The organism is Brevundimonas sp. Root1423 (assembly GCF_001426805.1).
On sequence record NZ_LMFL01000030.1, the window covers coordinates 1 to 21904 of the forward strand.

A 21904-nucleotide genomic window follows, 5' to 3' on the forward strand; every position below is an offset into this window, starting at 1 on the left:
GTCTCGCGCCAGCGGCGCTCGAGGTTGGGCAGGACGCCCTCGAAGGCCTTGGAGACCTCGTATTTGCGGGCGTTGTCGTCGTAGGTGAATTTGATCTTGTCGCCGCCCGAGCCGCGCAGGATGACGTCCTGGGCCTTGTCCGGCAGCTCGCGCCAGGGCTTGTCCATCGAGAAGCCGTAGTGGCGGCTGAGCGACTGCAGCGTCTGTGTGTAGAGGGGCGACGGGCCGCGCGACCATGGGGCGACGGCGCCCTTGTGCAGGGTCTTGTCGCGATCGGGGATCACCAGATCGGCGTCGAAGGCCAGTTTGACGCCCAGACCGTCGCAGGCCGGGCAGGCGCCGAACGGATTGTTGAACGAGAACAGCCGCGGCTCGATCTCGCTGATGGTGAAGCCCGAAACCGGGCAGGCGAATTTCTCGGAGAAGGTCAGCCGGCGCGGCTCCTTCTCACCCTCGGCGACATTGGCCCACTCGGCGACGGCGATGCCGTCCGCCAGACCGAGGGCGGTCTGCAGGCTGTCGGCGTAGCGGCTCTCGAGGCCTTCCTTGGTGACGATCCGGTCCACGACGATGTCGATGTCGTGCTTGAATTTCTTGTCGAGGGTCGGGGCGTCCTCGATCGCGTAGTATTCGCCGTCGATCTTGACGCGCTGGAAGCCCGCGCGCTGCCACTCGGCCATTTCCTTGCGGTATTCGCCCTTGCGGCCGCGCACGACCGGGGCCAGCAGCATCAGGCGCTCGCCGTCGGGCAGGGCCGTCAGCTTGTCGACCATCATGGAGATGGTCTGGCTCTCGATCGGCAGGCCCGTGGCCGGCGAATAGGGCACGCCGACCCGCGCCCACAGCAGGCGCATATAGTCGTGGATCTCGGTCACCGTGCCGACGGTCGAGCGCGGGTTCTTCGAGGTGGTCTTCTGCTCGATGGAGATAGCCGGCGACAGGCCCTCGATCAGGTCGACRTCGGGCTTGCCCATCAGCTCRAGGAACTGGCGGGCGTAGGCGCTCAGGCTCTCGACRTAGCGGCGCTGSCCCTCGGCRTAGATGGTGTCGAAGGCGAGCGAGCTTTTGCCCGAGCCMGACAGGCCGGTCATGACCACCAGCTGCTCGCGCGGGATGTCGAGGTCGACGCCCTTGAGATTGTGCNGACAGGCCGGTCATGACCACCAGCTGCTCGCGCGGGATGTCGAGGTCGACGCCCTTGAGATTGTGCTCGCGCGCGCCGCGCACGCGGATGAAGTTGTGCTTTTCGGTCATGGAGTCCGGGAACGCGGTGGGGCCGGGGAGGGGTCCGGCGCGACGACGCTATATGGGGATCAATTCGCGGGATTCAGCAAGAACATTGTGTGAACACGGCGGCGGCGGGCGACGCTGCTGACAGCAGGTGTCAGCAGGCGCTGTCCGCGGCCGGCGGCGTCCACGCCTCGGACGGCCGCAGATAGCGCTCGCCCTTGCGCAGCAGCACGCCCTGCGCGCCCGCGATGCCCAGTTCGAGGCTTTCGGCGATGCGGCGGGCGCGCTCGATGAAATGGGCCGCGGCGGCGGGCGGGCAGACGTCGGCGGCCGTGGCCTCGAACAGGTCCAGCCAGCGGTCGAAATGCCGGGCGTCGACGGGCAGGGGCAGATGTTTCGGCATGGGCCGCCCGTGATAGACGCCGCTCATGAGGGCCACGGAGGACCAGAACAGCTTCATCTGTTCGAGATGCGGGCCCCAGTCCGAAATCCGCTCATCGAACACCGGCCCGATCAACGGATCGCGGCGCACCCGGTCGTAGAAGGCGTCCACGAGGCGGGCGATCATCGGCTCGTCGATGCCGGTCTCGGCTTCGATGCGCCGGACGATGGACTGGCGGCGGGTCGCGGGATCATCAGACAGGGTCACCCGCCCTAACTAGGCCGCCAGGAGCCGCTCCGCCATTGCGGCTAATCGCCGTCGAGGAAATCGCCGGCGTTGAAGCTGAGGACGCAGCGATGGTCCGCGCCGGCCGCCGCCGAGCAGGAGTCGACGCCGAACATGTTGGTCTGGACCCTCGCCGTCGAGCGATAGCTGCGGCCGTCGTGGTCAAAGGCGGAGCCGATCCGCGCGCTCCAGGGGCCCAGGGCGTCGTAGAACGCCCGCGCGGGCGCGCCGGCGCAGGTGAACAGGATCAGTTCGTCGCCGCCGCCGTCCGCCGCCCTGCGCCAGGTCCCGGCCGCGGCGGCCTGACCGAGGCAGTCGGCGTAGAGGCGCGCGTTCGCCGGGGCCGGATCTCCCGCGATCGGGCGGTAGTCCGGGACTGTCACGGCCGCGTCAGGCGCATGGGCGCAGGCGGTCAGCAGCCCCGCGAGAGCAAGGGCGGCGAGGAAGGGGGCGTGACGCATGATCTGTTCTCCAGGGCCACCGTCTCACGGGTTCGTCAGGGGGGCCATTCCTGAAATGGCTTGCACGCCAGCCGCTTCGACCTCATCTTCCGGCCTTCGAGTGCGTTCACCGGAGGCCCGACGACATGATCAGCACGCTGGAAATCGCTGTCGCCCTTTCCGCATCGCTGCTCGCGCTCGTGACGGCTCTCAGCCTGCCGAGGCCCAAACGCGCCCGCGTTCGCGCCCGGGATCGCCGGTCGGACCGCGCGCCGCGCGGCTGACCGCCCCGCCAACGTCTGAATATCTGTCGCCCGTGACGTCGCCCGCCGGATCGCCTGTCAGGCCGTCCGGTTGAAGGCCACGGCCCGGCCGTCGCTGGCGTTGGCCTGACCCGAGGCGCCATAGGCCGAGGGCGATCCGCGCTGGCTGGCGACCTCTGCGACGATGGTCTTGACCAAGCCCTCGGAGACGATGCGGGCGGCCTCCACGGCGCGGGCGTGGCCCGACAGCACGGCCTCGAAGGCTTGCGTGGCCTTCACCAGCGCCATGCGGTCGGCGGCGGGGGCCGCGGCGAGCACGGACGGGTCCGCCTTCACCTGGGCCGACTCGCGGCGATAGGCGTTGGCCAGCTGCTGGGTCTCGCCCAGGGTCGCGGCGGCGTCCTGCGGACGGCGATCCTCGAAGGCCTTCGACTCCTCGACGAGTCGGGCGGTCAGGCGCGCCGTCAGGTCGGTCAGCTGACGGACCCGCGCGCGGGCGTTGACGACGGCGGCTTCGGTCATGCGGCGGGTTCCCCGGCTTCCTGCATCTTGAGCATCTGGGCGACGACCTGATCGGCCAGGCCGATGCCGCCGGCCCTGACGGTCTGTTTGGCCATGGCCTCGATCATGAAGCTGCGCCATGTCGACTCGGCCTCGCCGCCGCCGAACGGCGCTTCGGTGGAGAGGCCTTCGAACATCGGCTTCATCATCTGGGCGAGGAAGGTCGCCTCGAAATTCTCGGCCGTCTCCCGCATCCGGGCGGAAACGGCGGCCGGAGCGGCCGGGACGGGCGAGGTGGGGGAGATGACGGGGTCGCTCATGGTCACATCACCTCGATGTCGGCCTGCAGGGCTCCCGCGGCCTTGATGGCCTGCAGGATGCTGATCATGTCGCGCGGGCTGACGCCGAGGGCGTTCAGGCCGTTGACGAGGGTGGACAGGGATGTCCCGCCGCCGACGATGCGCATCTGGCGACCCAGCTCTTCCTCGACCGCCACGTCGGACTGGGGGACGACGACGGTTTGGCCGCCCCGGCTGAAGGGCGCGGGCTGGCTGACCTGGGGGCTTTCCTGCACCGAAATGGTCAGATTGCCCTGGGCGATGGCCACGGTGGAGACGCGGACGGCTTCGCCCATGACGATGACGCCGTTGACCTCGTCGATGATGACCTTGGCCGGGGCGTCGACCTGGACCGGCAGGTTCTCGACCATGCTGATGAAGCCGGCCATGCCCATCTGGCCCGGCGCGCGCAGCGCGATGACAGTGCCGTTCTCGGCCAGGGCGGTCCCGGGATAGGTCTGGTTGATGGCGGCGGCGACGCGCTGGGCCGTGGTGAAGTCCGGATTGCGCAGCGTCAGCCGCACCTCGTTCATATTGGCCAGATGGAAGCCGGTCTCGCGCTCGACCGTGGCCCCCGAGGCGATGCGGCCGGCGGTCGGCACGCCGCGCGTGACCGAGGAGCCCGACGCGCCGCCGCCCGAGACGGCGCCGGTCTGGATCGAGCCCTGGGCCACCGCATAGACCTGACCGTCCGCGCCCTGCAGGCTGGTGACCAGAAGGGTGCCGCCCAGCAGGCTCTTGGCGTCGCACATGCTGGCGACATTGACGTCGACGCGGGCACCGGGGGTGGCGAAGGGCGGCAGTTCGGCCGTCACCATGATGGCGGCCATGTTCTTGGAGTTGGCGTTGGAGCCGCGGATGTTGACGCCCAGCCGCTCGGTCATGCCCTCCAGGGACTGGCGGGTGAAGGGGCAGTTGCGCAGGCTGTCGCCGGTGCCGTTGAGCCCGACCACCAGGCCGTAGCCGACCAGTTGGTTGGTGCGGACGCCCTCGATGGCCGCGATGTCCTTGATCCGCGACTGGGCGGACGCCGGCGCCGCGAATCCGGCCACGGCCGCGGCGGTCAGGAGGGAGGCGAGCAGTTTCTGCATAGGCGGGGCGTCCACATACGGTTGCGCCTTTCGCTGATGCCAGAGCCGTGCCAGCCGGAAACCTGAATGAAAACAGTCGCCGGCGCGATCGAGTCCCGGATGAAAGCGGCAAAAACTGCCGGGACGTTAACCAAACGGTGACGCCGCGCCGACGATGGTCCGGCATGTGCTGGAGTCGCATCGCATGAAGGTCACTGGCCCGTCCGGACCGTCGTCCACGCAAGGCAGCCGTCCGGCCCGGGCCAGCGGCGGCTTCTCCGTGCCCCACGCGGCGGCAGGGGCGGCCGCTGCGCCGGCCAGTTCAGCGTCCGGCGTTTCCGGGGTCAGCGACGTCTCGGCCCTGATGGCCTTGCAGGGGGTCGAGGACGTCACCGAGCGCCGCCGCCGGGCCATCCGCCGCGGCGGGGGCCTGCTGGACCGGCTGGAAGAGCTGAAGCTGGCCCTGTTGCAGGGCGAGGCGGGCGAGGGCGCGCTGGATCGCCTGTCCCGGACGCTGCGCGAGGAGCGGCCGGTCGACGCCGACGCCGAACTGAACAGTCTTCTGGATCAGATCGATTTGCGCGCGGCGGTTGAACTAGCCAAGGCTGATTTACGCCGCACTGCAGCATAAGTCGCCGGAATTCCTTGAAAAAGGGCCCTCGCCGAGCGGTGGGTGATGAAGAAATGTCACGCTCGCGTCTGGACTGTAAGCTTTACGGGTCACGCTCTTGCGAGCGTTGTTGCCGCGACTCTTCGCCATCCGTATAGGCAGGGCTGCGCCACAGGGGGGCGCTGTAAGAGACCGTGAGTGCGATTATGACCGCATTGGCCTCTGTGCCTGTCGGAACGCCCGGATACCGGCCGTCTGACGAAGAGCCATTCATGAACGAGCGCCAGCTGGCCTATTTCAAGGCCAAGCTGATGGACTGGAAGGAGGACATCCTCCGCGAGTCCAAGGGGACTGTCGTCAACCTGAAGGCCGAGACGGAGAATCATCCGGATCTGGTCGACCGGGCTTCGTCGGAATCCGACCGGGCGCTGGAACTGCGCACCCGGGACCGTCAGCGCAAGCTGATCTCCAAGATCGACGAGGCGCTGCGCCGCATCGAGGACGGCTCCTACGGCTATTGCGAGGAGACCGGCGAGCCGATCAGCCTCGGACGGCTGGAGGCCCGCCCGACGGCGACGCTGTCGGTCGAGGCCCAGGAGCGTCATGAGCGCCGCGAGCGCGTCCACCGCGACGACTGATCGCCCGCGAGCCTTGACTTGATGGGCCGCGAGGGCGACCTGTGCGCCCCGCGTTTCCAAGGTCTATCGCATGTCCGTCAAGGTCCGTTTCGCCCCGTCGCCGACGGGTAAGCTGCACGTCGGCAATGTCCGCACCGCCCTCGTCAACTGGATGTTCGCCAAGGGGCAGGGCGGCAGCTTTGTCCTGCGCATCGACGACACCGACCTGGCGCGGTCCACGCCCGAGTTCGAACAGGGCATCGAGGACGACCTGACCTGGCTGGGTCTGGTCTGGGACGAGCGTCACAACCAGTCGAAGCGGTTCGATCGCTATGAAGAGGCCGCCGCGCGGCTGAAGGCCGCCGGGCGGCTGTACGCTTGCTACGACACGTCGGAAGAGCTGGACCGCCGCCGCAAGGTGCAGCTGTCGCGCGGCCTGCCGCCGATCTACGACCGCGCCGCCCTGGCGCTGACCGACGCCGAAAAGGCGGCCTACGAGGCCGAGGGGCGCAAGCCGCACTGGCGGTTCAAACTCGACGGCCGGCGCGTGGCCTGGGAAGACCTGTCGCGCGGCCATGCCGAAGTGGACACGGCGTCGATGTCGGATCCGGTGCTGATCCGCGAGGATGGCCTGTTCCTCTACACCCTGCCGTCGGTCGTCGACGACATCGACATGGCTATCACCCACGTGATCCGCGGCGAGGACCACGTCACCAACACCGGCGCCCAGATCGAGATCTTCGAGGCGCTGGGCGGACCGGTCCCGGCCTTCGCCCACATGCCCCTGCTGGTCGGCGAGGACGGGCAGGCGCTGTCGAAGCGGCTGGGCTCGCTCTCGATCGCCGAGATGCGCGACCAGGGCTATGAGCCGATCGCCATCACCAGCCATCTGGGCCGCATTGGCACCAGCGATCCGCTGGAGGTGGGGGAGTCCATCGACGCCCTCGGCGCCAGCTTCGCCTTCGCCAAGATGGGCCGGTCGCCGGCGCGTTATGACACGGCCGATCTGGACCGGCTGAACGCCCAGGCCCTGCACGCGATGCCGTATGCGGTCGCGCGGCCCCGGCTGACGGCGCTGGACGCCGATCTCGGCGAAGTCTTCTGGAACGGCGTGCGCGGCAACCTTCAGAAGTTCGCCGATGTCATTGAAATGGCGAAGATGGTTAGAGGTCCGATCACGCCGATGATCGAGGACTCAGCCTTCGCCAAGGCCGCCCTGGCGGCCCTGCCGGAAACCATCGACGAGACGCTGTGGCCGGTCTGGACGGCGGCGGTGAAGGAGGCCACGGGGGCCAAGGGCAAGGCGCTGTTCATGCCCCTGCGCCTGATGATCACGGGCCAGGCGCATGGCCCGGACATGGCGACGCTCGCGCCCATGATCGGCCGCGAGCGGATCGTCAAACGGCTGAACGGCGAGACGGCCTGAGCCGCCTCGCCGGTTTCAACTCAATTCAGGCGTTGCAGGCGGCCAGTTGCTCGGCCGACAGGGCGACGCCCTTGTAGCTGAACGACGACACCGCGCCGAAACGGGCCACGACGCGGCGGCAGGCGCGCGGGGCGGGCTGGTTGGCGCCGCCGCTGGCCGTGCAGGAGCCGCCGGTGCAGCGCCAGGAGGCGCCGTCGATAATGGTGGCCGAGGCGGGGGCCTTCGACGCATCGGTCAGGACGGCGCTCGAGGCCGGAGCCTGGGCGACGGCGGGGGCGGCGACGAACAGGGCCGCGGCGATAAGCAGAGCACGCATGGGGAGGTCTCCGGACAGGCGGAAACGACCATCGTCTCCGCAGCGCCAATGTCCGTTTTTATACGAAACTGTCAAGGCGCGTTGCCAAAAGAGACGCACGGACACTGGCTATCTGACCAGTGATTACTTAACGCTGATCATGTTTCAAGTGCGGCATGGCGTCCGCGGCCTTCATGGCCTCGATCGCGGCCTCGACCGTGTCGCAGACGACCCACGCCTGGCGGAAGCTGGCGGGGGTCATGCCGGACTCGATGCTATGTTCCATCATGGCCAGAAGAGGTTCCCAGAAGCCCTTGAGATTCAGGAAAATGACCGGCTTCGAATGAAGGTCGAGCCGCTTCCACGACAGCACTTCGATGGCCTCTTCCAAGGTGCCGACCCCGCCCGGCGCGACCACGAAGGCGTCCGACTGGTCGTACATGATGGTCTTGCGCTCATGCATCGACGGCACGACGATGGTCTCCACCTCGTCGAACAGCCGCTCGCGGCTGCGCAGGAAGCCGGGCATGACGCCCAGCACGCGCCCTCCGGCCGCGTGCGCTCCGCGCGCCGAGGCGCCCATCAGGCCGACGCCGCCCCCGCCATAGACCAGCCGCCACCCGGCCCGGGCCGTCTGTTCGCCGAACGCCCGCGCCGCCTCGGTATAGGCTGGATCGGACGCGTCCGAGGAACCGCAGAACAGGCAGACGGAATTTCCGTCGAAAGGCTGGATGGAGACAGGGGAAGACATGGGGCCTCGGGAACGGATGGAAGACAGCGGCCCCCGGGGCGCGCTATCTGGGGAGATACTCCTAGCGGTCGGATGGACGCGATGAAACGGGCCATGTTCGGCAAGGCGGGAACGGCGGCGCTTCTGGGCGCCCTGGCGGCGGCGTGCGCCCCGCCCGCGGCGGCGCCCCGAACCGAGGCCGGGAACGCCGCGGTCGCGGGATGGACCCGCCCGCCGGCGATCCTGTCCGTGCAGAGGACCGCGGCCAGCCTGATCTTCACGGGCGAGGCCGAGCCGGGCGCGCGTGTCGTGCTGCGCAGCGCTCCGGGGGCCGCCTATGCGGCGGCGGCGGACGCGCGCGGCCGGTTCGAGATTCGCATGACGGCGCCGGCGGGCGATCTGTGGTTGCGGCCGGAGACCCAGATCGGCCAGGACGCGGCCCCCTCGCCGGACCGACTGCTGATCGTGGCCGGCGGGCGCGGGCCGATCGCGATCCTGCGGATCGGCGGACCGACCCGGCGCCTGGACCAGGCTCCGGCCCTGGGCGCGGTCGACAGCGACGGCCGCATGCGGCTGGCGTCCGGCCGGACTTCGGGAACCGCGCCCGTCGTGGTGCAGGCCGCCGGCGAATCCGTGCGCGTCACGCCTGACGGAGAGGGCCGCTGGAGCCTGATGCTGCGGCCCTCGGACGGCCCTGACGAAATCCAGGCCGGGGGCGGCCGTTTCGCCTGGCCGGGGGAGGCCGCGGCGGGGCCGTCGCCGCGGGTCGAGCGGTCCGGGCGGGGCTGGCGGATCGCCTGGACCGGGGCGGCCGGCGCGCGGCAGTCGACCTGGCTGCCCGACGCCGTCTGAAGCGGGTTTACGCCTGATTAACCAATTCGCTTCAACGGAAGGGTGTCTTCCTTCTTCGAGGACACCCACCATCACCGAACTTCTTCAGCCCGGCGCKCGCGTCGGGCTTTTTTTCGGTCTGACGCTGTGGTGGGAAAGAGTGGCTCCGCGGGTAGGATTCGAACCTACGACCAGCCGATTAACAGTCGGCTGCTCTACCACTGAGCTACCGCGGAACACTTCCTCTCGGNTTCTTCAGCCCGGCGCGCGCGTCGGGCTTTTTTTTCGGTCTGACGCTGTGGTGGGGAAAGAGTGGCTCCGCGGGTAGGATTCGAACCTACGACCAGCCGATTAACAGTCGGCTGCTCTACCACTGAGCTACCGCGGAACACTTCCTCTCGGGAAGGCGGGCGCTATAGCAGCGCGAGTCAGASTGACGCAACGGGAAATATCCGATCTTGGCCGTGATCCGCATCGACCACCCCGACGATCCGCGCATCGCGGGCTTCCGCGATATCCGGGAACGCGACCTGACAGGCAGGCAGGGCCTGTTCGTGGCCGAGGGCGAAGTGGTGCTGAACGTGCTGACCTCGCCGCAATCCCGGTGCCGCCCGGTCGCGCTGTTGCTGGATCAAAAACGGGCCGAAGGGCTGGCCGGCGTGATCGCCCGCGTGGACGCGGCCGCGCCCGTCTATGTCGCCGACCAGCCGATTCTCGACGCCATCGCCGGTTTTCACCTGCATCGCGGCATCCTGGCGCTGGGACGCAAGCCCGGGCCGGCGACGCTGGAAGACTGCCTCGCGCCGCTGGGCCCGGACGCCGTGGTGGTCGCGGCGTGCGGGATCGGCAATCACGACAACATGGGCGGCCTGTTCCGCAACGCCGCGGCCTTCGGGGCCGGCGCGGTCCTGCTGGACCGGACCTGCTGCGATCCCTTCTACCGCAAGGCCATTCGCGTGTCGGTCGGGGCCGTGCTGCGGACGCCGATGGTCATGGGGCTGGATCCGTCCGCCATGCTCGACGGCCTGGGGCGGGCCGGCTTCACCGCCGTGGCCCTGACGCCCGGCGCCGAGACGCCGCTGCATCGCATGCCGCGCGAGGGGCGGGTGGCGCTGATTCTCGGCCCCGAAGGTCCCGGCCTGCCGCAGGAGATCATCGCGCGCTGCCGAGCTGTCGGAATTCCGATGTCAGGCGGCTTCGATTCCCTGAACGTTTCGGTCGCCAGTGGAATTGCCCTTCACCATTTCACCCGACAGGCGTGAAACGATCACGGAATTGCGATTAACGCATTGTACACCTTGATGAACAGCCACGCTTGTGTCGCTGTGGCGGCGTCCGGGGAGGGTTTCATCATGTTTGGCGGCGTTTTCGTCTTCATCCACCGCAATGCGCGCCTCGCGCTGGCGGTGGCCATCGTCACGGCCGGCGTCAGCGCGGCCAGCGTCATCGGCTGGATCACCGCACCGGTCTAGGCTCTGGGGGAGCCGTCCAGGTTCTGTCGAAAATCGCGATGGAGGCCTGACCGAGAATCGAACTCGGGTGCAAGGATTTGCAGTCCTCTGCGTAACCACTCCGCCATCAGGCCCTGGGCCGTCCCGCAAACGATCGGGGGACGACCTCGCCATCGCGAGGGGCGTTCGCTATCAGATCGGATTGTCGCCCGCAACGCACAGACCTATAAGCGCGCCAGATTTCCCGGCCTGTCGCCGGGCGCCTCCAGCCGCAGGATTGTCGTCCCATGGATTTCGCCGCCGCCCGCAAGGTCATGGTCGACAGCCAGGTCCGCGTGAACGACGTCACCGACCGGGCGCTGCAGGCCGCGCTGCTCGCCGTGCCGCGGGAACGTTTCCTGCCGCAGGAGCGGGCCTGGTCTGCCTATGCCGAGATCGAGCCCGAGATCGCGGGCGGGCGCCGGCTGATGATGGCCCGCGACCTGTCCAAGCTGCTGATGGCGCTGGATGCGAAGGCCGGCGAGGTCGCCCTGGCCATCGCGGCGCCCTATGCCGCGGCGGTGCTGGCGCGTCTGGGTCTGACCGTGACCGCCCAGGAAGCCGACGCCGCAGTGTTCGGGGTCACGGGTCCCGTCCTGGCGGAAGAGGGCGTCGCGACCGTGGTCGCGCCGCTGTCGGCCCCTTCGGGCGAGGGCTATGAACTGATCATTTCCGAGGCGGCGGTTCCCGGACGGCCCGAAGCCTGGCTGGCGGCGCTGAAAGTCGGCGGCCGGATGGCGGTCGTGGAGCGCAACGGGCCGGTCGGCAAGGCGGTGCTGTATGTCCGCGGCGAGCAGGGCGTTTCGCGCCGTGAGTTGTTCAACTCGGCCCCGCCGGTGCTGTCGGATCTGGCTCCGGAGGTCGCCTTCGCCCTGTAGCCGGCGGAGCGACGGGAAAAGGCGAACCTTCGCGTGAAAAAAACTTAACTGGCGCGGGCGTAAACCGTCCCGCATCAGACCTATGCAGACAAAGGGCGTGCTTCCCCCGCGCCCAGGGGCCAGGACCACAATGCTGAAACGTTCGCGCGCGCTTGCCTCGGTGGCCGCCATCGCCATCCTCTCCGGCGTCTCCGCCCCGGCGTGGGCAGAGACGTTGAAGGAAGCCCTGGCCCTGGCCTATCAGACCAATCCCTCGCTTCTGGCCCAGCGCGCCAGCCAGCGGGCGCTGGACGAATCGATCGTCCAGGCCCGCGCCGGCCTGCGGCCCCAGCTCGATGTCAGCGCCAACGCCGGCTATTCCTTCACCGACAGCGCCGGCGGCGCCCGCGAGATCGACACCAACGGCGACGGCATCCCCGACACCACCGTCAACATTCCCGCCTCCAACAGCGACAGCACCAGCGCCGGGGCCAGCCTCGGCCTGTCGCAGACGATCTGGTCCGGCGGCCGCATCGGCCACGGCATCAGCGCGGCCGAGGCCAACATCCTGGCCGGGCGCGAAAACCTTCGCGACATTGAACAGACCGTCCTGACCTCGGTCATCCAGGCCTATGCGGACGTGATCCGCGACAGCGAGATCCTGCGCATCCGCCAATCGAACCTCGGCGTGCTGCAGCGCCAGCTGGACGAGGCCTCGGCCCGGTTCGAGGTCGGCGAGATCACGCGCACCGACGTGGCCCAGTCCGAGGCGCGTCTGGCCCAGTCCGAGGCCGACCTGGCCAACGCCCAGGCCCAGCTGTCCGTCTCGCGCGCCGCCTATGCCGCCGTGGTCGGCCAGTCGCCCGGCGATCTGGCCCCGATGCCGGTTCTGCCCAACCTGCCGGCCGATTTCGACGCCGCCCTGGACGTCGCCCTGCAGGACAATCCGGGCATCCGGGCCGCCGGCTACAATCTGCGGGCGGCCGAGGCCAATGTCGCCGCCGCCAGGGCGGAATACATGCCTTCGGCCCGGCTGACGGCGTCCTATGGCGGATCGACCAATGATGTCGGACGGCCCGGAGATATCGTCGACAACACCAGCTTCCAGGCCGGGGCGACCATCTCGGTGCCCCTGTTCACGGGCGGGCTGAACAGCTCGCGCGTGGCCCAGGCGCTGGAACGCGCCAACGTCGCCCAGATCAACGTCGAGGGCGAGCGCCGCAACACCCTGCAGTCGGTCAGCTCGGCCTATGCCCAGTCGTTGTCGGCGCGCTCGACCCTGACGGCGGGGCAGGAGGCGGTCCGCGCCGCCACCGTGGCCGCCGAGGGCGTGCGCCAGGAGGCCCAGGTCGGCCTGCGCACCACCCTGGACGTGCTGAACCAGGAGCTGGAGCTGCGCAACGCCGAGGTCACCCTGGCCAGCGCGCGCCGCAACGAATATGTGGCCCAGGCCAATCTGCTGGCCGCCATGGGCCGGCTGGAAGGTCAGGATCTGGACGCGTCGATCGCGGTCTATGACCCGGCGGCCAACTACAATCGCGTGCGCAACCGCGGCGCCCTGCCATGGGACGGCGTGATCGAGGCCATCGACCGAATCGCCGCGCCGCCGGTCACGCCGGCGAACGACGCCGTGGACGCGCCGATCGACGCCCAGCTGAAGTCCGAGATCGTCCAGACCGCCCCGCGCGACTGATCGCCTGTGGCGCGACTTGCGGTCGGGCGGGTTAACCGGTCAGGCGAAAAACGCCCGTTGATTCCGCCGGGCTGAGATGCGACGACAGCCGTGTGGGGCGGCTCGCCGACCTCGCGCCGCCATTCGCCCCCGGGGTTTCGACATGACCGACCAGACCGCCGCCCAGGAACCGACGATGGAGGAAATCCTGGCCTCGATCCGCCGGATCATCTCCGAGGACGATGCGCCCGCCGAGACGGCGACGGCCGCCGCCGCGCCCGGCGCCGAGGTCGAACCCGCCGCGGACGCCGAACCCGAGTCGTCCCCCGCCCTGATGGACGAGACGCCGTCGAGGCAGGAGGCTGACTCCCCGGAAGAGGACGTGCTGGAGCTGACCGAGGCCTATGAGGCGCCCGCCGTCGAAAGCATCGGCGATCTGGACGTGTCCACGGCCGACGAGCCCGAGCCCTTCCCCAGCGCCCCGGTCAGCGAATCCGTGTTCGAGACTCCGGCCGAGGTTCATACCCCGGAGCATCCGTCCGTGCCCACGACATCCTATGACAGCCTGGTCGGCGACAGCGCAGCGGCCAGCGCCGCTTCCGCCTTCGCCGGTTTCGCCTCGACCCTGAAGAAGCCCGAGCCGGCCGACGTGTCGTTCCCCTCGGGACCGACCATCGACGAGATGGTGCGCGGCCTGCTGCGGCCGATGCTGAAGGAATGGCTGGACGCCAATCTGCCGGCCATCGTCGAGGCCCAGGTACGCAAGGAAGTCGAACGCATCGCCCGCACGGCCGGCTGACTTCACCTGCGACCTGATCAAGGCTAGATCATTCCGGGGCGGCTCCAGTCGGGGCCGCCCTTTCGCTTTTTGCCTGTAAGACCCTCCCATGCTCGACAAGACCTTCGATCCGACCGCCGCCGAACCGCGCCTCTATGCGATGTGGGAGGACAGCGGCCTGTTCGCCCCGAAGACCGACGGCGCGGCCGAGGCCTATTCGATCGTCATCCCGCCGCCGAACGTGACCGGTTCGCTGCACATCGGCCACGCCCTGAACAACACCCTGCAGGACATCCTGGCCCGCTATCACCGGATGAAGGGCAAGGCGGTGCTGTGGCTGCCCGGCACCGACCACGCCGGCATCGCCACCCAGATGGTGGTCGAGCGCCAGCTGGCCGCGGCGGGCAATGTCGGCCGCCGCGACATGGGCCGGGACGCCTTCGTGGCCAAGGTGTGGGAGTGGAAGGCCGATAGCGGCGGAACCATCGTCCAGCAGCTGCGCCGGCTGGGCGCCAGCTGCGACTGGAGCCGGGAGCGGTTCACGCTCGATCCGGCCATGAACGCGGCGGTGCGCAAGGTCTTCGTCCAGCTGCACCGGGACGGTCTGATCTATCGCGACAAGCGGCTGGTCAACTGGGACCCGCATTTCCAGACGGCGATCTCGGACCTCGAGGTCGAGCAGCGCGAGATGGACGGCTCCTACTGGCATTTCGCCTATCCGCTGGCCGACGGCGTGACCTATGAGCACCCGGTCGCCTGGGACGGCGACGGCCAGCCTGCGGAATGGGAGACCCGCGACTATATCGTGGTCGCCACCACCCGGCCCGAGACGATGCTGGGCGACACCGGCGTGGCCGTGCATCCGGACGACGCGCGCTATGCGGGGCTGGTCGGCAAGTTCGTGACCCTGCCGATCGTCGGCCGCCGCATTCCCATCGTCGCCGACGACTACGCCGATCCGACCAAGGGCTCGGGCGCGGTTAAGATCACCCCGGCGCACGACTTCAATGACTTCCAGGTCGGCAAGCGGGCCGGGCTGGCGGCGCTGAACGTCATGGACGCCTTCGGCCGCATCACCGCCGCCGACACGCCGGATGTGCCCGCCGACTACGAGGGGATGGACCGCTTCGCCGCGCGCAAGGCCATCGTCGCCCGCGCCGAGGAAGACGGCTGGCTGAAGGAGATCGAGAAGACCCGCCACGTGATCCCGCACGGCGACCGCTCGGGCGTCGTCATCGAGCCGTGGCTGACGGACCAGTGGTACGTCGACGCCCATACCCTGGCCCAGCCGGCCATCAAGGCGGTGGAGCAGGGCGACACTGTCTTCGAGCCGAAGAGCTACGAGAAGATCTATTTCGAGTGGCTGCGCAACATCGAGCCGTGGTGCATCTCGCGCCAGCTGTGGTGGGGCCATCGCATCCCGGCCTGGTACGGGCCGGACGGGACCATCTTCGTCGAGGAGAACGAGGACGACGCCCGCGCCGCCGCGCGCAACCACTACGGGGCCGAAACCGCCCTGTCCCAGGACGAGGACGTGCTCGACACCTGGTTCAGCTCGGCCCTGTGGCCGTTCTCGACCATGGGCTGGCCGGAGAAGACCGAGGACCTGCGGCGCTTCTACCCGACCAGCGATCTGGTGACGGCGGCGGACATCATCTTCTTCTGGGTCGCCCGGATGATGATGATGGGTCTTCACTTCATGGATGAGGTTCCGTTCCGGCGGGTCATCATCAACGGCCTGGTCCGCGACGAGAAGGGCCAGAAGATGAGCAAGTCGAAGGGGAACGTGATCGACCCCCTCGGCATCATCGACGAGCTGGGCGCCGATCCGCTGCGCTTCACCATGGCCATTCTGTCGGGCACGCGAGACATCAAGTTGTCGCGGCAACGCATTGAAGGCTACCGTAACTTCGGCACCAAGCTGTGGAACGCTGCGCGCTTCTCGCAGATGAATGAGGCGAGACGCGTCGAGGGCTTCGACCCGGCGGCGGTCGACCAGACCATCAACCGCTGGATTCGCGGCGAGCTGACGAAGGCCGAGCGCGCCGTCAGCGCCGCCATCGAGGGCGGCCGTTTCGACGACGCCGCCTCGGCCCTGTACCGCTTCGTCTGGAACGTCTTCTGCGACTGGTATCTGGAGCTGGCCAAGCCGGTGTTCATGGGCGCCGATGAAGCGGCCAGGGCCGAGACCCGGGCCATGACGGCCTGGACCCTGGACCAGACCCTGAAGCTGATGCACCCGATCATGCCCTTCATCACCGAGGAGCTGTGGGACAAGCTGGCCGGGGAGGGCGCGGCGCGCGGCGAGGCGACCCTGATCGGGGCCGCCTGGCCGGACCTGCCCGACGCCTTCATCGATGCGGCCGCCGAGGTCGAGATCGGCTTCCTGGTCGAGACCGTCACCACGATCCGGCAACTGCGGGCGGAGGTGAACCTCGCGCCGGGCGCGCGTCCACCGCTGATGCTCCACGCCGGAGACGCCGGCGAGTTCGCTGTGATCAGCGGAAACCGCGACCTGATCGCCTCGCTGGCGAGGGTCGATCTGTCGATCGCGCTGGACGCCGGACAGTTGCCGGGCAAGGCCGTCCGCTTCGTGGTCGGCGCGACGACCGGGGCGCTGGACCTCGCCGGATTGATCGACGTGGCCGCGGAGCGGGCGCGCCTGCTCAAGGAAATCGCCGCCTTCGACAGCGACATCGGCCATGTGAACAAGAAGCTGGGCAATCCCAATTTCGTGTCGCGCGCCTCCCCGGAGGTGGTCGACGAACAGCGCGAGAAACTGGCCGAGGCCGAAGCCGGCAAGGCCAAGCTGCAGGCGGCGCTGGCGCGGCTGGACGCGGTGGGGTGACCAGGGTCCGGCTCGACCAGTTTCTGGTCGCGCGCGGCCTGGCCGAGAGCCGGGCGAAGGCGAAGGCGGCCATTGAGGCCGGCGGGGTCACCGTGGACGGCGCGGCGGCCAGGGCCGCGTCCCAGGCCGTGGCGGACGACGCCGTCGTCACCTACGCCGACGCCCACCGCTGGGTCGGGCGCGGGGCGCTGAAGCTGGATCACGCCCTGACCCTGTGGCCGGTCCCGGTCGAGGGCCGGACGGTGCTGGACGTCGGGGCCTCGACCGGCGGCTTCACCGAGGTCTGCCTCGAGCGCGGGGCAGGGCGGGTCTATGCGGTGGATGTCGGTTCGGGCCAGCTGCACCCGCGCGTCGCGGCCGACCCCCGGGTGATCAACCTCGAACATACCGACGCCCGCCACCTGACGCCCGGTCTGATTCCCGATGCGCCGCAGCTGATCGTCTGCGACGCCAGCTTCATCGGCCTGGCCAAGGTGCTGCCGGCGGCGCTCGCGCTCGCCGGGCCCGGGGCCGATCTGATCACCCTGGTCAAGCCGCAGTTCGAGGCGGCCGTCCCGGGCGGGGCGAAGAAGGGCGTGGTCAAGGACCCGGCCACGCGTCAGGCGGCGCTGACCGCGGTCTCCGCATGGATGGAGGAACAGGGCTGGTCCGTGCAGGCCGCGACGGAAAGCCCGATCACCGGCGCCGACGGCAACGTCGAATTCCTGCTCTGGGCTTCGCGGCGATAGCTGTCGCGCGGCGAGCGCCAGAGCGCCCACAAGGAAAAACCCCCGGTGGATTGCTCCACCGGGGGTCTCCGTCACGTCGCCGATCGACAGGGGGGCTGAAAAATAACCGGCGACGCAATTCCGTGATCAGTAGCGGTCGGGGCAGGACTGCTCGTATCGGGTGACATAGCGACCGTCGTAGGTCCGGCTGCGGACCTCGACCGTGCGGCAACCGGTCTGCGAATAACCCGACTGGCCGTAACCGGACTGGCCATAGCCGGACTGGTACGAGCGGTCGTAGTCGCGGTCATAGCCGCGGTCGTACGACTGATAGCCATAGCTTTCGCTGTACGGCGCCTGGCTGCCGTAGCGTGACCGGTCATCGTAACGCGGCTGGCCATAGCCCGACTGGTCGTACCGGTAGTCGTAGCGGGCCTGATCGCCGCAGTCGCGGGCCGAGCTGCCGCCGACGGCTGCGCCGACCACGGCGCCGAGGACGCCGCCCAGAATGCTGCCTTCGGTGCGGCGACCGCGGGCGGCCAGCTGCGAACCGGCCACAGCGCCGAGCGTCGCGCCGACGGCGACGCCGCCGCCCTGGCGGCCGCTGCGGTCGGAGCGGCAGCTGTCATAACCGTAGCGCTGGTCGCCGTACCGGTCGTCCTGATAGCCGTAACGCGACTGATCGTAGTCATAGCGCGGGCTGTAGGCGCCCGAGCCGTAGTTCTGCGCGCCCTGATAGCTGTAGGCCTGGGCCGAAGCCGCGGTCGGGACCAGCAGGGCGCCGGCGGCCGCGAGGGCGGTGGCGGCGGCGGCGGTCTTCAGGGTCAGGCGGGCGAACATGGTGGTCGATCCTCGGTGGCGGGGACGAGCCGAACGATTGGCGTCCCGGTCTGTTGCATCGGTTTATGGGCGCGTGAAGCTGAACGGCTTTTGAGTGGTCCGTTCATCTTCGTTCAGGTTTCACAAGCCGTCCGGAGCCTCTAGGAACGGGCCATGACGGAAACGCTGACAATCGCGCGCGTGGGCGGGCAGGGCGACGGGATCGCCATGACCCCCGACGGTCCGGTGTTCGCGCCCCTGACCCTGCCGGGCGAGGTCGTGCGCGGCGAGGTCCGCGACGGCCGTCTGGAGGCCGTAGAGATCCTGACGCCCAGTCCCGAGCGGATCGCGCCGGTTTCACCCCACTATGGCGACTGCGGCGGCTGTTCGCTGCAGCACTGGGCGGCCGGTCCCTATCTGGACTGGAAACGCGAACAGGTCCTGCTGGCTCTGGCGCGCGAGCGGATCGAAACCGACGTCGAGCCGACGGTGGCCGTTCCCGCCGGGACTCGCCGACGGCTGGCCCTGCACGCCCGACGCGGCGAGGACGGGCGGGTCGTGCTGGGATTCAAGGCGCGCAAGAGCTGGCGGCTGGTCGAGGTCACGGCCTGCCCGGTGGCCGATCCGCGACTGGTGGCGGCCTTTCCGGCCTTGAGGCGAATCGCGGACGCCTTTCTCGAGCATCCGAAATCCGCTCCCACCTTGCATGTGACCTGGACCCTGACGGGGCTGGACGTCGATGTGACGGGGGTCGAGCGGCGTTCCGGGGGGCTGTCGGGCGACGCCCGGATGCGCGCCATCCAGGAGGCGGCGGCCGCTGATCTGGCGCGGCTGAGTCTGGCGGGCGAGACCCTGATGATGGAACGCCAGCCCCGGGTGGCGTTCGGCGACGCGACCGTGCCCCTGCCGGCGGGCGGCTTCCTGCAGGCCGTGCCCGAGGCGGAGGCGGCCATGGTCGAACGCGCGGTCGAGGCGGTGCGGGGCGCCAAGAAGATCGCGGACCTGTTCTGCGGCGCGGGGACCTTCACCTTTCCACTGGCGAGGGTGGCTCCCGTTCTGGCGGCCGACGCCTCGGCGGCGGGGATTGCGGCGCTGAAGGCCGGGGTGGGCACGGCCAAGGGTCTGAAGCCGATCACGGCCGAGGCCCGCGACCTGTTCCGCCGGCCGCTGGCGCCGTACGACCTGCGCGGCTGCGACGCCGTGGTGATGGACCCGCCGCGCGCCGGGGCGATCGAGCAAACGAGGCAGTTGCCGGGGACAAAGGCGGCGGTCGTGGTCGGCGTGTCCTGCAACCCGGTGACCTTCGCCCGCGATGCGCGCATCCTGATCGACGCCGGCTTCCGGCTCGAACGGGTCACGCCGGTGGATCAGTTCCTGTGGTCAGCCCATGTCGAGCTGGTCGGCGTTTTCAGGCGGTAGGTCATGTCCATGAACGATGATGAGCCCGATGAGGACGGCGGCGGTTTCGACGCCGAGGACTGGACCCGTCTCACGCCCTTCACGGGCGCGGTGGCGACGCTGGACGACGTCCAGGCGCGCCGGGCCGTCTTCGCCCTGGGCGATACCGACGATCCGCGCCCCATCGTCATGGATCTGCCGCAGCCGGTGATCTGGTGGGACGACGACGGCGAGCAGGCGGCGGTGGCCGTGCAGGCCGAGACGCATCTGGGACCGGACGGCGAGGAGATGGAGGTGCTCGGCCTGATCCTGCCGGACGGCGGCGGGGCGGTAGCCCTGATGGAGGACGTCGACCTGGTCGACGCCTCCGATCCGACCTGGCGGGACCTGGTCACCCGCGCGATCGATCCGTCGGCGGCGTACGAGGACTAGAAGCTGATCCCTTCCCCATTTCGGGGGTGCTTGGCCGATCGTATACGATCGGCCTGCGTGGGCGGCGAAGCCGCTCGGATGGGGGCCTGCCTGCCGCCTCGCGGATGGCTGCAATGACAACATTCGGCTTCCCGAGAATGTCGCCGTTGGAGAAGCGAAGAACCCTGACTCCTTGGGATGTCAGCCAATCGTCCCGTTTCGCATCGTCAAACGTCCGCAATGCATGAACGCCCCCGTCAGCCTCGATGATCAAGCGAGCCGACAAACAGGCGAAGTCGACCACATAGAACCCGATCGGAACCTGCCGCCGGAAGCGAAGACCGTCGACATTCCTGTCACGAACCAGAGACCGGAAGAAATCCTCGGCCCGCGTCGGCGTCTTGCGCAAGCGACGCGCCCGTCTGATCGTCCGTTCAGGCTGCATCCGGCAAGCCCCCATCCGTCTCGCTCCGCGAGCCACCTTCCCCCGAAATGGGGGAAGGAAGGTCAAAGAGATCGCCCTGGAGTTTGGCGTCCGCCGGAACCCGGAACTTCGTCTCGTCCACCGGTCGCCGCGGCGCACCCAGCCCATATCGTTTGACGGCGGCGCGGAACCGGGCGCCGATCAGTTCGGCCACCGGCCCCGTGCCCTTCATCCGCTGCGACCAGTCGGGATCGTAGTCGCGGCCGCCCCGCGTCTGGCGGATCAGGGACATGACCCGGGCGGCCCGGTCGGGCCGGGCGTCGGCCAGCCACTCGCGGAACAGATCCTTGATCTCGAGCGGCAGGCGCAGGGTGACGTACATGGCGGACACGGCGCCCGCCTTCGCGGCGGCTTCCAGCACGGCTTCCAGTTCATGGTCATTGAGGCCGGGGATGACGGGGGCGAAGCCGACGGTGACCGGAACGCCGGCCTCGGACAGCCGGCGGATCGCCTCCAGCCGTTTCGCCGGGGTCGAGGCGCGCGGCTCCATGGCCCGGGCCAGGCCGCGGTCCAGGGTGGTGATCGAGACGCAGGCCGAGGCCAAGCCTTCCGCCGCCATGGCCCCGAGAATATCGGCGTCGCGGGTGATGAGCACCGACTTGGTGATGATGCTGAACGGATGCCGGAACCGCTGCAGCACCTCGAGGATCGACCGGGTCGACTTCAGCTCGCGCTCGACCGGCTGATAGGGGTCGGTGTTGCCGCCTATGTGTATCCGCTTGCAGACGTAGCGGGGCTTTGAGAGTTCCTGCTCCAGCAGACCCGCGGCCTCGGGCTTGAAGAAGATTCGGCTCTCGAAATCCAGGCCCGGGGATAGGCCCATGAAGGCATGGGACGGACGGGCGTAACAGTAGATGCAGCCATGTTCACAGCCCTTGTAGGGGTTGATGGACCGGTCGAAACCGATGTCCGGACTGGTGTTCCTCGCGATAATCGTCCGGGCGTGTTCGGGCGTCAGGGTCGTGCGCAGGGGCGCGGCCTCGGCGTCGTCGGTCGTCCAGCCGTCATCGAAGGCCTGCACGGTTTCCGGCTCGAACCGGCCCGTCGCATTCGATCGCGCGCCCCGTCCTTTCGCCGCTTCAGCCATGAGGGAGAGGATAGCAGCGCAAGGGAACAAAGCAAGAACATTATGATCCCATTGGACCGTCATCCTCGGGCTTCACCCGAGGATCGGATGATCCGTCGCTGCTCTTGAAGTGTTGGCCCGGGATCACGGGCCTGTCCCTGCCGCCGTCCCGCCCGGCCTCTGATCCTCGGTTCAAGCCCGAGGATGACGACAGTCGATGGGGAGTATGGTGCGGATGAGAGGACTCGAACCTCCACGCCTTGCGGCGCCAGAACCTAAATCTGGTGCGTCTACCAGTTCCGCCACATCCGCTCAGGTAGGGGAACAGCCTCTAGGCGAGACGGCAGAAAAGCGAA

General features: G+C 68.9%; 23 protein-coding genes, 4 tRNA genes and 2 pseudogenes. 13 read left to right on the forward strand and 16 right to left on the reverse strand.

Annotated features, from left to right (window positions below):
- The 4 genes and pseudogenes from ASD25_RS17790 to ASD25_RS17805 form a co-directional block, all read right to left on the reverse strand.
- Positions 1–1143 (reverse strand): annotated as a pseudogene (locus ASD25_RS17790) (excinuclease ABC subunit A); the annotation flags it as partial.
- Position 1144: 1 nt separating this feature from the next.
- Positions 1145–1254, reverse strand: a pseudogene (locus ASD25_RS33275) (hypothetical protein); the annotation flags it as partial.
- Between the two features lie 130 nt (positions 1255–1384).
- Positions 1385–1879, reverse strand: coding sequence for a group III truncated hemoglobin (locus ASD25_RS17800; protein WP_235561750.1), 495 nt, complete (start codon positions 1877–1879; stop codon positions 1385–1387).
- Positions 1880–1920: 41 nt separating this feature from the next.
- Complete coding sequence (locus ASD25_RS17805) at positions 1921–2358, reverse strand: hypothetical protein (RefSeq protein ID WP_055830361.1); 438 nt, start codon at positions 2356–2358, stop codon at positions 1921–1923.
- A gap of 125 nt (positions 2359–2483) precedes the next feature.
- Between ASD25_RS17805 and ASD25_RS30595 the strand changes: the two genes are divergently transcribed.
- Entirely contained in the window at positions 2484–2621 is a 138-nt protein-coding gene (locus ASD25_RS30595) for a hypothetical protein (RefSeq protein WP_156376966.1), read from the forward strand.
- A gap of 57 nt (positions 2622–2678) precedes the next feature.
- Here the strand turns inward: ASD25_RS30595 and ASD25_RS17810 are convergent, their stop codons facing one another.
- The 3 genes from ASD25_RS17810 to ASD25_RS17820 are packed head-to-tail and all read right to left on the reverse strand — an operon-like array spanning position 2679 to position 4530.
- Positions 2679–3122: a hypothetical protein gene (locus ASD25_RS17810; protein WP_055830363.1), complete on the reverse strand. Its 444-nt coding sequence runs from the start codon at positions 3120–3122 to the stop codon at positions 2679–2681.
- A complete protein-coding gene (locus ASD25_RS17815) occupies positions 3119–3421 on the reverse strand; it encodes a rod-binding protein (protein WP_055830365.1) in 303 nt (100 codons plus the stop codon). The genes ASD25_RS17810 and ASD25_RS17815 overlap by 4 nt, the downstream gene beginning before the upstream one ends.
- 2 nt (positions 3422–3423) lie before the next feature.
- A complete protein-coding gene (locus tag ASD25_RS17820; protein ID WP_055830367.1) occupies positions 3424–4530 on the reverse strand; it encodes a flagellar basal body P-ring protein FlgI in 1107 nt (368 codons plus the stop codon).
- 184 nt (positions 4531–4714) lie between these two features.
- Between ASD25_RS17820 and ASD25_RS17825 the strand changes: the two genes are divergently transcribed.
- The 3 genes from ASD25_RS17825 to gltX all read left to right on the forward strand — a co-directional run bounded on the left by ASD25_RS17825 (position 4715) and on the right by gltX (position 7162).
- On the forward strand, positions 4715–5140 hold the full coding sequence (locus ASD25_RS17825; RefSeq protein ID WP_055830696.1) for a flagellar assembly protein FliX: 426 nt from the start codon (positions 4715–4717) through the stop codon (positions 5138–5140).
- 185 nt (positions 5141–5325) lie between these two features.
- Entirely contained in the window at positions 5326–5757 is a 432-nt protein-coding gene (dksA, locus tag ASD25_RS17830) for an RNA polymerase-binding protein DksA (protein ID WP_082560104.1), read from the forward strand.
- 70 nt (positions 5758–5827) lie between these two features.
- The gene (gene gltX / locus ASD25_RS17835) at positions 5828–7162 is read left to right on the forward strand and encodes a glutamate--tRNA ligase (protein WP_055830370.1); all 1335 of its coding nucleotides are present in this window, start codon (positions 5828–5830) and stop codon (positions 7160–7162) included.
- A gap of 25 nt (positions 7163–7187) precedes the next feature.
- Here the strand turns inward: gltX and ASD25_RS17840 are convergent, their stop codons facing one another.
- On the reverse strand, positions 7188–7478 hold the full coding sequence (locus ASD25_RS17840) for a hypothetical protein (RefSeq protein ID WP_055830372.1): 291 nt from the start codon (positions 7476–7478) through the stop codon (positions 7188–7190).
- A 127-nt stretch (positions 7479–7605) separates the two neighbouring features.
- Entirely contained in the window at positions 7606–8208 is a 603-nt protein-coding gene (locus tag ASD25_RS17845; RefSeq protein ID WP_055830374.1) for a TIGR00730 family Rossman fold protein, read from the reverse strand.
- Positions 8209–8280: 72 nt separating this feature from the next.
- Between ASD25_RS17845 and ASD25_RS17850 the strand changes: the two genes are divergently transcribed.
- Complete coding sequence (locus ASD25_RS17850; protein ID WP_055830376.1) at positions 8281–9039, forward strand: hypothetical protein; 759 nt, start codon at positions 8281–8283, stop codon at positions 9037–9039.
- A 140-nt stretch (positions 9040–9179) separates the two neighbouring features.
- On the opposite strand, the gene ASD25_RS17855 is transcribed toward ASD25_RS17850, so the two are convergent.
- Both ASD25_RS17855 and ASD25_RS17860 read right to left on the reverse strand, forming a co-directional pair.
- A tRNA-Asn gene (locus tag ASD25_RS17855) sits at positions 9180–9254 on the reverse strand.
- A 77-nt stretch (positions 9255–9331) separates the two neighbouring features.
- Positions 9332–9406, reverse strand: a tRNA-Asn gene (locus tag ASD25_RS17860).
- 70 nt (positions 9407–9476) lie between these two features.
- Between ASD25_RS17860 and ASD25_RS17865 the strand changes: the two genes are divergently transcribed.
- Positions 9477–10280 carry an RNA methyltransferase gene (locus ASD25_RS17865; RefSeq protein ID WP_055830378.1) on the forward strand — a complete coding sequence of 268 codons (804 nt, stop codon included), beginning with the start codon at positions 9477–9479 and terminating at the stop codon, positions 10278–10280.
- 249 nt (positions 10281–10529) lie between these two features.
- On the opposite strand, the gene ASD25_RS17870 is transcribed toward ASD25_RS17865, so the two are convergent.
- A tRNA-Cys gene (locus ASD25_RS17870) sits at positions 10530–10603 on the reverse strand.
- 153 nt (positions 10604–10756) lie between these two features.
- On the opposite strand from ASD25_RS17870, the gene ASD25_RS17875 reads away from it, so the two are divergent.
- From ASD25_RS17875 to ASD25_RS17895, 5 genes are all read left to right on the forward strand, one after another.
- Positions 10757–11386, forward strand: a complete 630-nt coding sequence (locus ASD25_RS17875; RefSeq protein ID WP_055830380.1) for a protein-L-isoaspartate O-methyltransferase — start codon at positions 10757–10759, stop codon at positions 11384–11386.
- 130 nt (positions 11387–11516) lie between these two features.
- Positions 11517–13058 (forward strand): TolC family outer membrane protein, encoded by a 1542-nt coding sequence (locus tag ASD25_RS17880; RefSeq protein WP_055830382.1) that lies wholly within the window; start codon positions 11517–11519, stop codon positions 13056–13058.
- A gap of 142 nt (positions 13059–13200) precedes the next feature.
- Positions 13201–13836 carry a DUF2497 domain-containing protein gene (locus ASD25_RS17885; protein ID WP_055830384.1) on the forward strand — a complete coding sequence of 212 codons (636 nt, stop codon included), beginning with the start codon at positions 13201–13203 and terminating at the stop codon, positions 13834–13836.
- Between the two features lie 88 nt (positions 13837–13924).
- A complete protein-coding gene (locus ASD25_RS17890; protein ID WP_055830387.1) occupies positions 13925–16663 on the forward strand; it encodes a valine--tRNA ligase in 2739 nt (912 codons plus the stop codon).
- On the forward strand, positions 16660–17391 hold the full coding sequence (locus ASD25_RS17895; RefSeq protein WP_055830389.1) for a TlyA family RNA methyltransferase: 732 nt from the start codon (positions 16660–16662) through the stop codon (positions 17389–17391). Before ASD25_RS17890 ends, ASD25_RS17895 begins: the two co-directional genes overlap by 4 nt.
- Positions 17392–17517: 126 nt before the next feature.
- Here the strand turns inward: ASD25_RS17895 and ASD25_RS17900 are convergent, their stop codons facing one another.
- A complete protein-coding gene (locus tag ASD25_RS17900) occupies positions 17518–18210 on the reverse strand; it encodes a hypothetical protein (RefSeq protein WP_055830391.1) in 693 nt (230 codons plus the stop codon).
- Between the two features lie 153 nt (positions 18211–18363).
- On the opposite strand from ASD25_RS17900, the gene ASD25_RS17905 reads away from it, so the two are divergent.
- Positions 18364–19608 (forward strand): class I SAM-dependent RNA methyltransferase, encoded by a 1245-nt coding sequence (locus ASD25_RS17905; protein ID WP_055830393.1) that lies wholly within the window; start codon positions 18364–18366, stop codon positions 19606–19608.
- Between the two features lie 3 nt (positions 19609–19611).
- The gene (locus tag ASD25_RS17910) at positions 19612–20019 is read left to right on the forward strand and encodes a hypothetical protein (protein WP_055830395.1); all 408 of its coding nucleotides are present in this window, start codon (positions 19612–19614) and stop codon (positions 20017–20019) included.
- Here ASD25_RS17910 and ASD25_RS32135 read toward each other — a convergent pair.
- From ASD25_RS32135 to ASD25_RS17920, 3 genes are all read right to left on the reverse strand, one after another.
- Positions 19979–20458 carry an endonuclease domain-containing protein gene (locus tag ASD25_RS32135; protein ID WP_327019542.1) on the reverse strand — a complete coding sequence of 160 codons (480 nt, stop codon included), beginning with the start codon at positions 20456–20458 and terminating at the stop codon, positions 19979–19981. The two genes, ASD25_RS17910 and ASD25_RS32135, sit on opposite strands and share 41 nt — an antisense overlap.
- The gene (locus ASD25_RS17915) at positions 20433–21569 is read right to left on the reverse strand and encodes a PA0069 family radical SAM protein (protein ID WP_082560105.1); all 1137 of its coding nucleotides are present in this window, start codon (positions 21567–21569) and stop codon (positions 20433–20435) included. The genes ASD25_RS32135 and ASD25_RS17915 overlap by 26 nt, the downstream gene beginning before the upstream one ends.
- A 206-nt stretch (positions 21570–21775) precedes the next feature.
- Positions 21776–21860 (reverse strand) — tRNA-Leu (locus ASD25_RS17920).
- Positions 21861–21904: the final 44 nt, after the last annotated feature.

Bases quoted from the DNA above. Each gene is read 5' to 3' on its own strand.
- ASD25_RS17805 (WP_055830361.1), bottom strand. From the start codon at position 2,358: ATGCGTCACGCCCCCTTCCTCGCCGCCCTTGCTCTCGCGGGGCTGCTG.
- ASD25_RS30595 (WP_156376966.1), top strand. From the start codon at position 2,484: ATGATCAGCACGCTGGAAATCGCTGTCGCCCTTTCCGCATCGCTGCTC.
- ASD25_RS17810 (WP_055830363.1), bottom strand. From the start codon at position 3,122: ATGACCGAAGCCGCCGTCGTCAACGCCCGCGCGCGGGTCCGTCAGCTG.
- ASD25_RS17815 (WP_055830365.1), bottom strand. From the start codon at position 3,421: ATGAGCGACCCCGTCATCTCCCCCACCTCGCCCGTCCCGGCCGCTCCG.
- ASD25_RS17820 (WP_055830367.1), bottom strand. From the start codon at position 4,530: ATGCAGAAACTGCTCGCCTCCCTCCTGACCGCCGCGGCCGTGGCCGGA.
- ASD25_RS17825 (WP_055830696.1), top strand. From the start codon at position 4,715: ATGAAGGTCACTGGCCCGTCCGGACCGTCGTCCACGCAAGGCAGCCGT.
- dksA (WP_082560104.1), top strand. From the start codon at position 5,326: ATGACCGCATTGGCCTCTGTGCCTGTCGGAACGCCCGGATACCGGCCG.
- gltX (WP_055830370.1), top strand. From the start codon at position 5,828: ATGTCCGTCAAGGTCCGTTTCGCCCCGTCGCCGACGGGTAAGCTGCAC.
- ASD25_RS17840 (WP_055830372.1), bottom strand. From the start codon at position 7,478: ATGCGTGCTCTGCTTATCGCCGCGGCCCTGTTCGTCGCCGCCCCCGCC.
- ASD25_RS17845 (WP_055830374.1), bottom strand. From the start codon at position 8,208: ATGTCTTCCCCTGTCTCCATCCAGCCTTTCGACGGAAATTCCGTCTGC.
- ASD25_RS17850 (WP_055830376.1), top strand. From the start codon at position 8,281: ATGGACGCGATGAAACGGGCCATGTTCGGCAAGGCGGGAACGGCGGCG.
- ASD25_RS17875 (WP_055830380.1), top strand. From the start codon at position 10,757: ATGGATTTCGCCGCCGCCCGCAAGGTCATGGTCGACAGCCAGGTCCGC.
- ASD25_RS17880 (WP_055830382.1), top strand. From the start codon at position 11,517: ATGCTGAAACGTTCGCGCGCGCTTGCCTCGGTGGCCGCCATCGCCATC.
- ASD25_RS17885 (WP_055830384.1), top strand. From the start codon at position 13,201: ATGACCGACCAGACCGCCGCCCAGGAACCGACGATGGAGGAAATCCTG.
- ASD25_RS17890 (WP_055830387.1), top strand. From the start codon at position 13,925: ATGCTCGACAAGACCTTCGATCCGACCGCCGCCGAACCGCGCCTCTAT.
- ASD25_RS17900 (WP_055830391.1), bottom strand. From the start codon at position 18,210: ATGTTCGCCCGCCTGACCCTGAAGACCGCCGCCGCCGCCACCGCCCTC.
- ASD25_RS17905 (WP_055830393.1), top strand. From the start codon at position 18,364: ATGACGGAAACGCTGACAATCGCGCGCGTGGGCGGGCAGGGCGACGGG.
- ASD25_RS17910 (WP_055830395.1), top strand. From the start codon at position 19,612: ATGTCCATGAACGATGATGAGCCCGATGAGGACGGCGGCGGTTTCGAC.
- ASD25_RS32135 (WP_327019542.1), bottom strand. From the start codon at position 20,458: ATGGGGGCTTGCCGGATGCAGCCTGAACGGACGATCAGACGGGCGCGT.
- ASD25_RS17915 (WP_082560105.1), bottom strand. From the start codon at position 21,569: ATGGCTGAAGCGGCGAAAGGACGGGGCGCGCGATCGAATGCGACGGGC.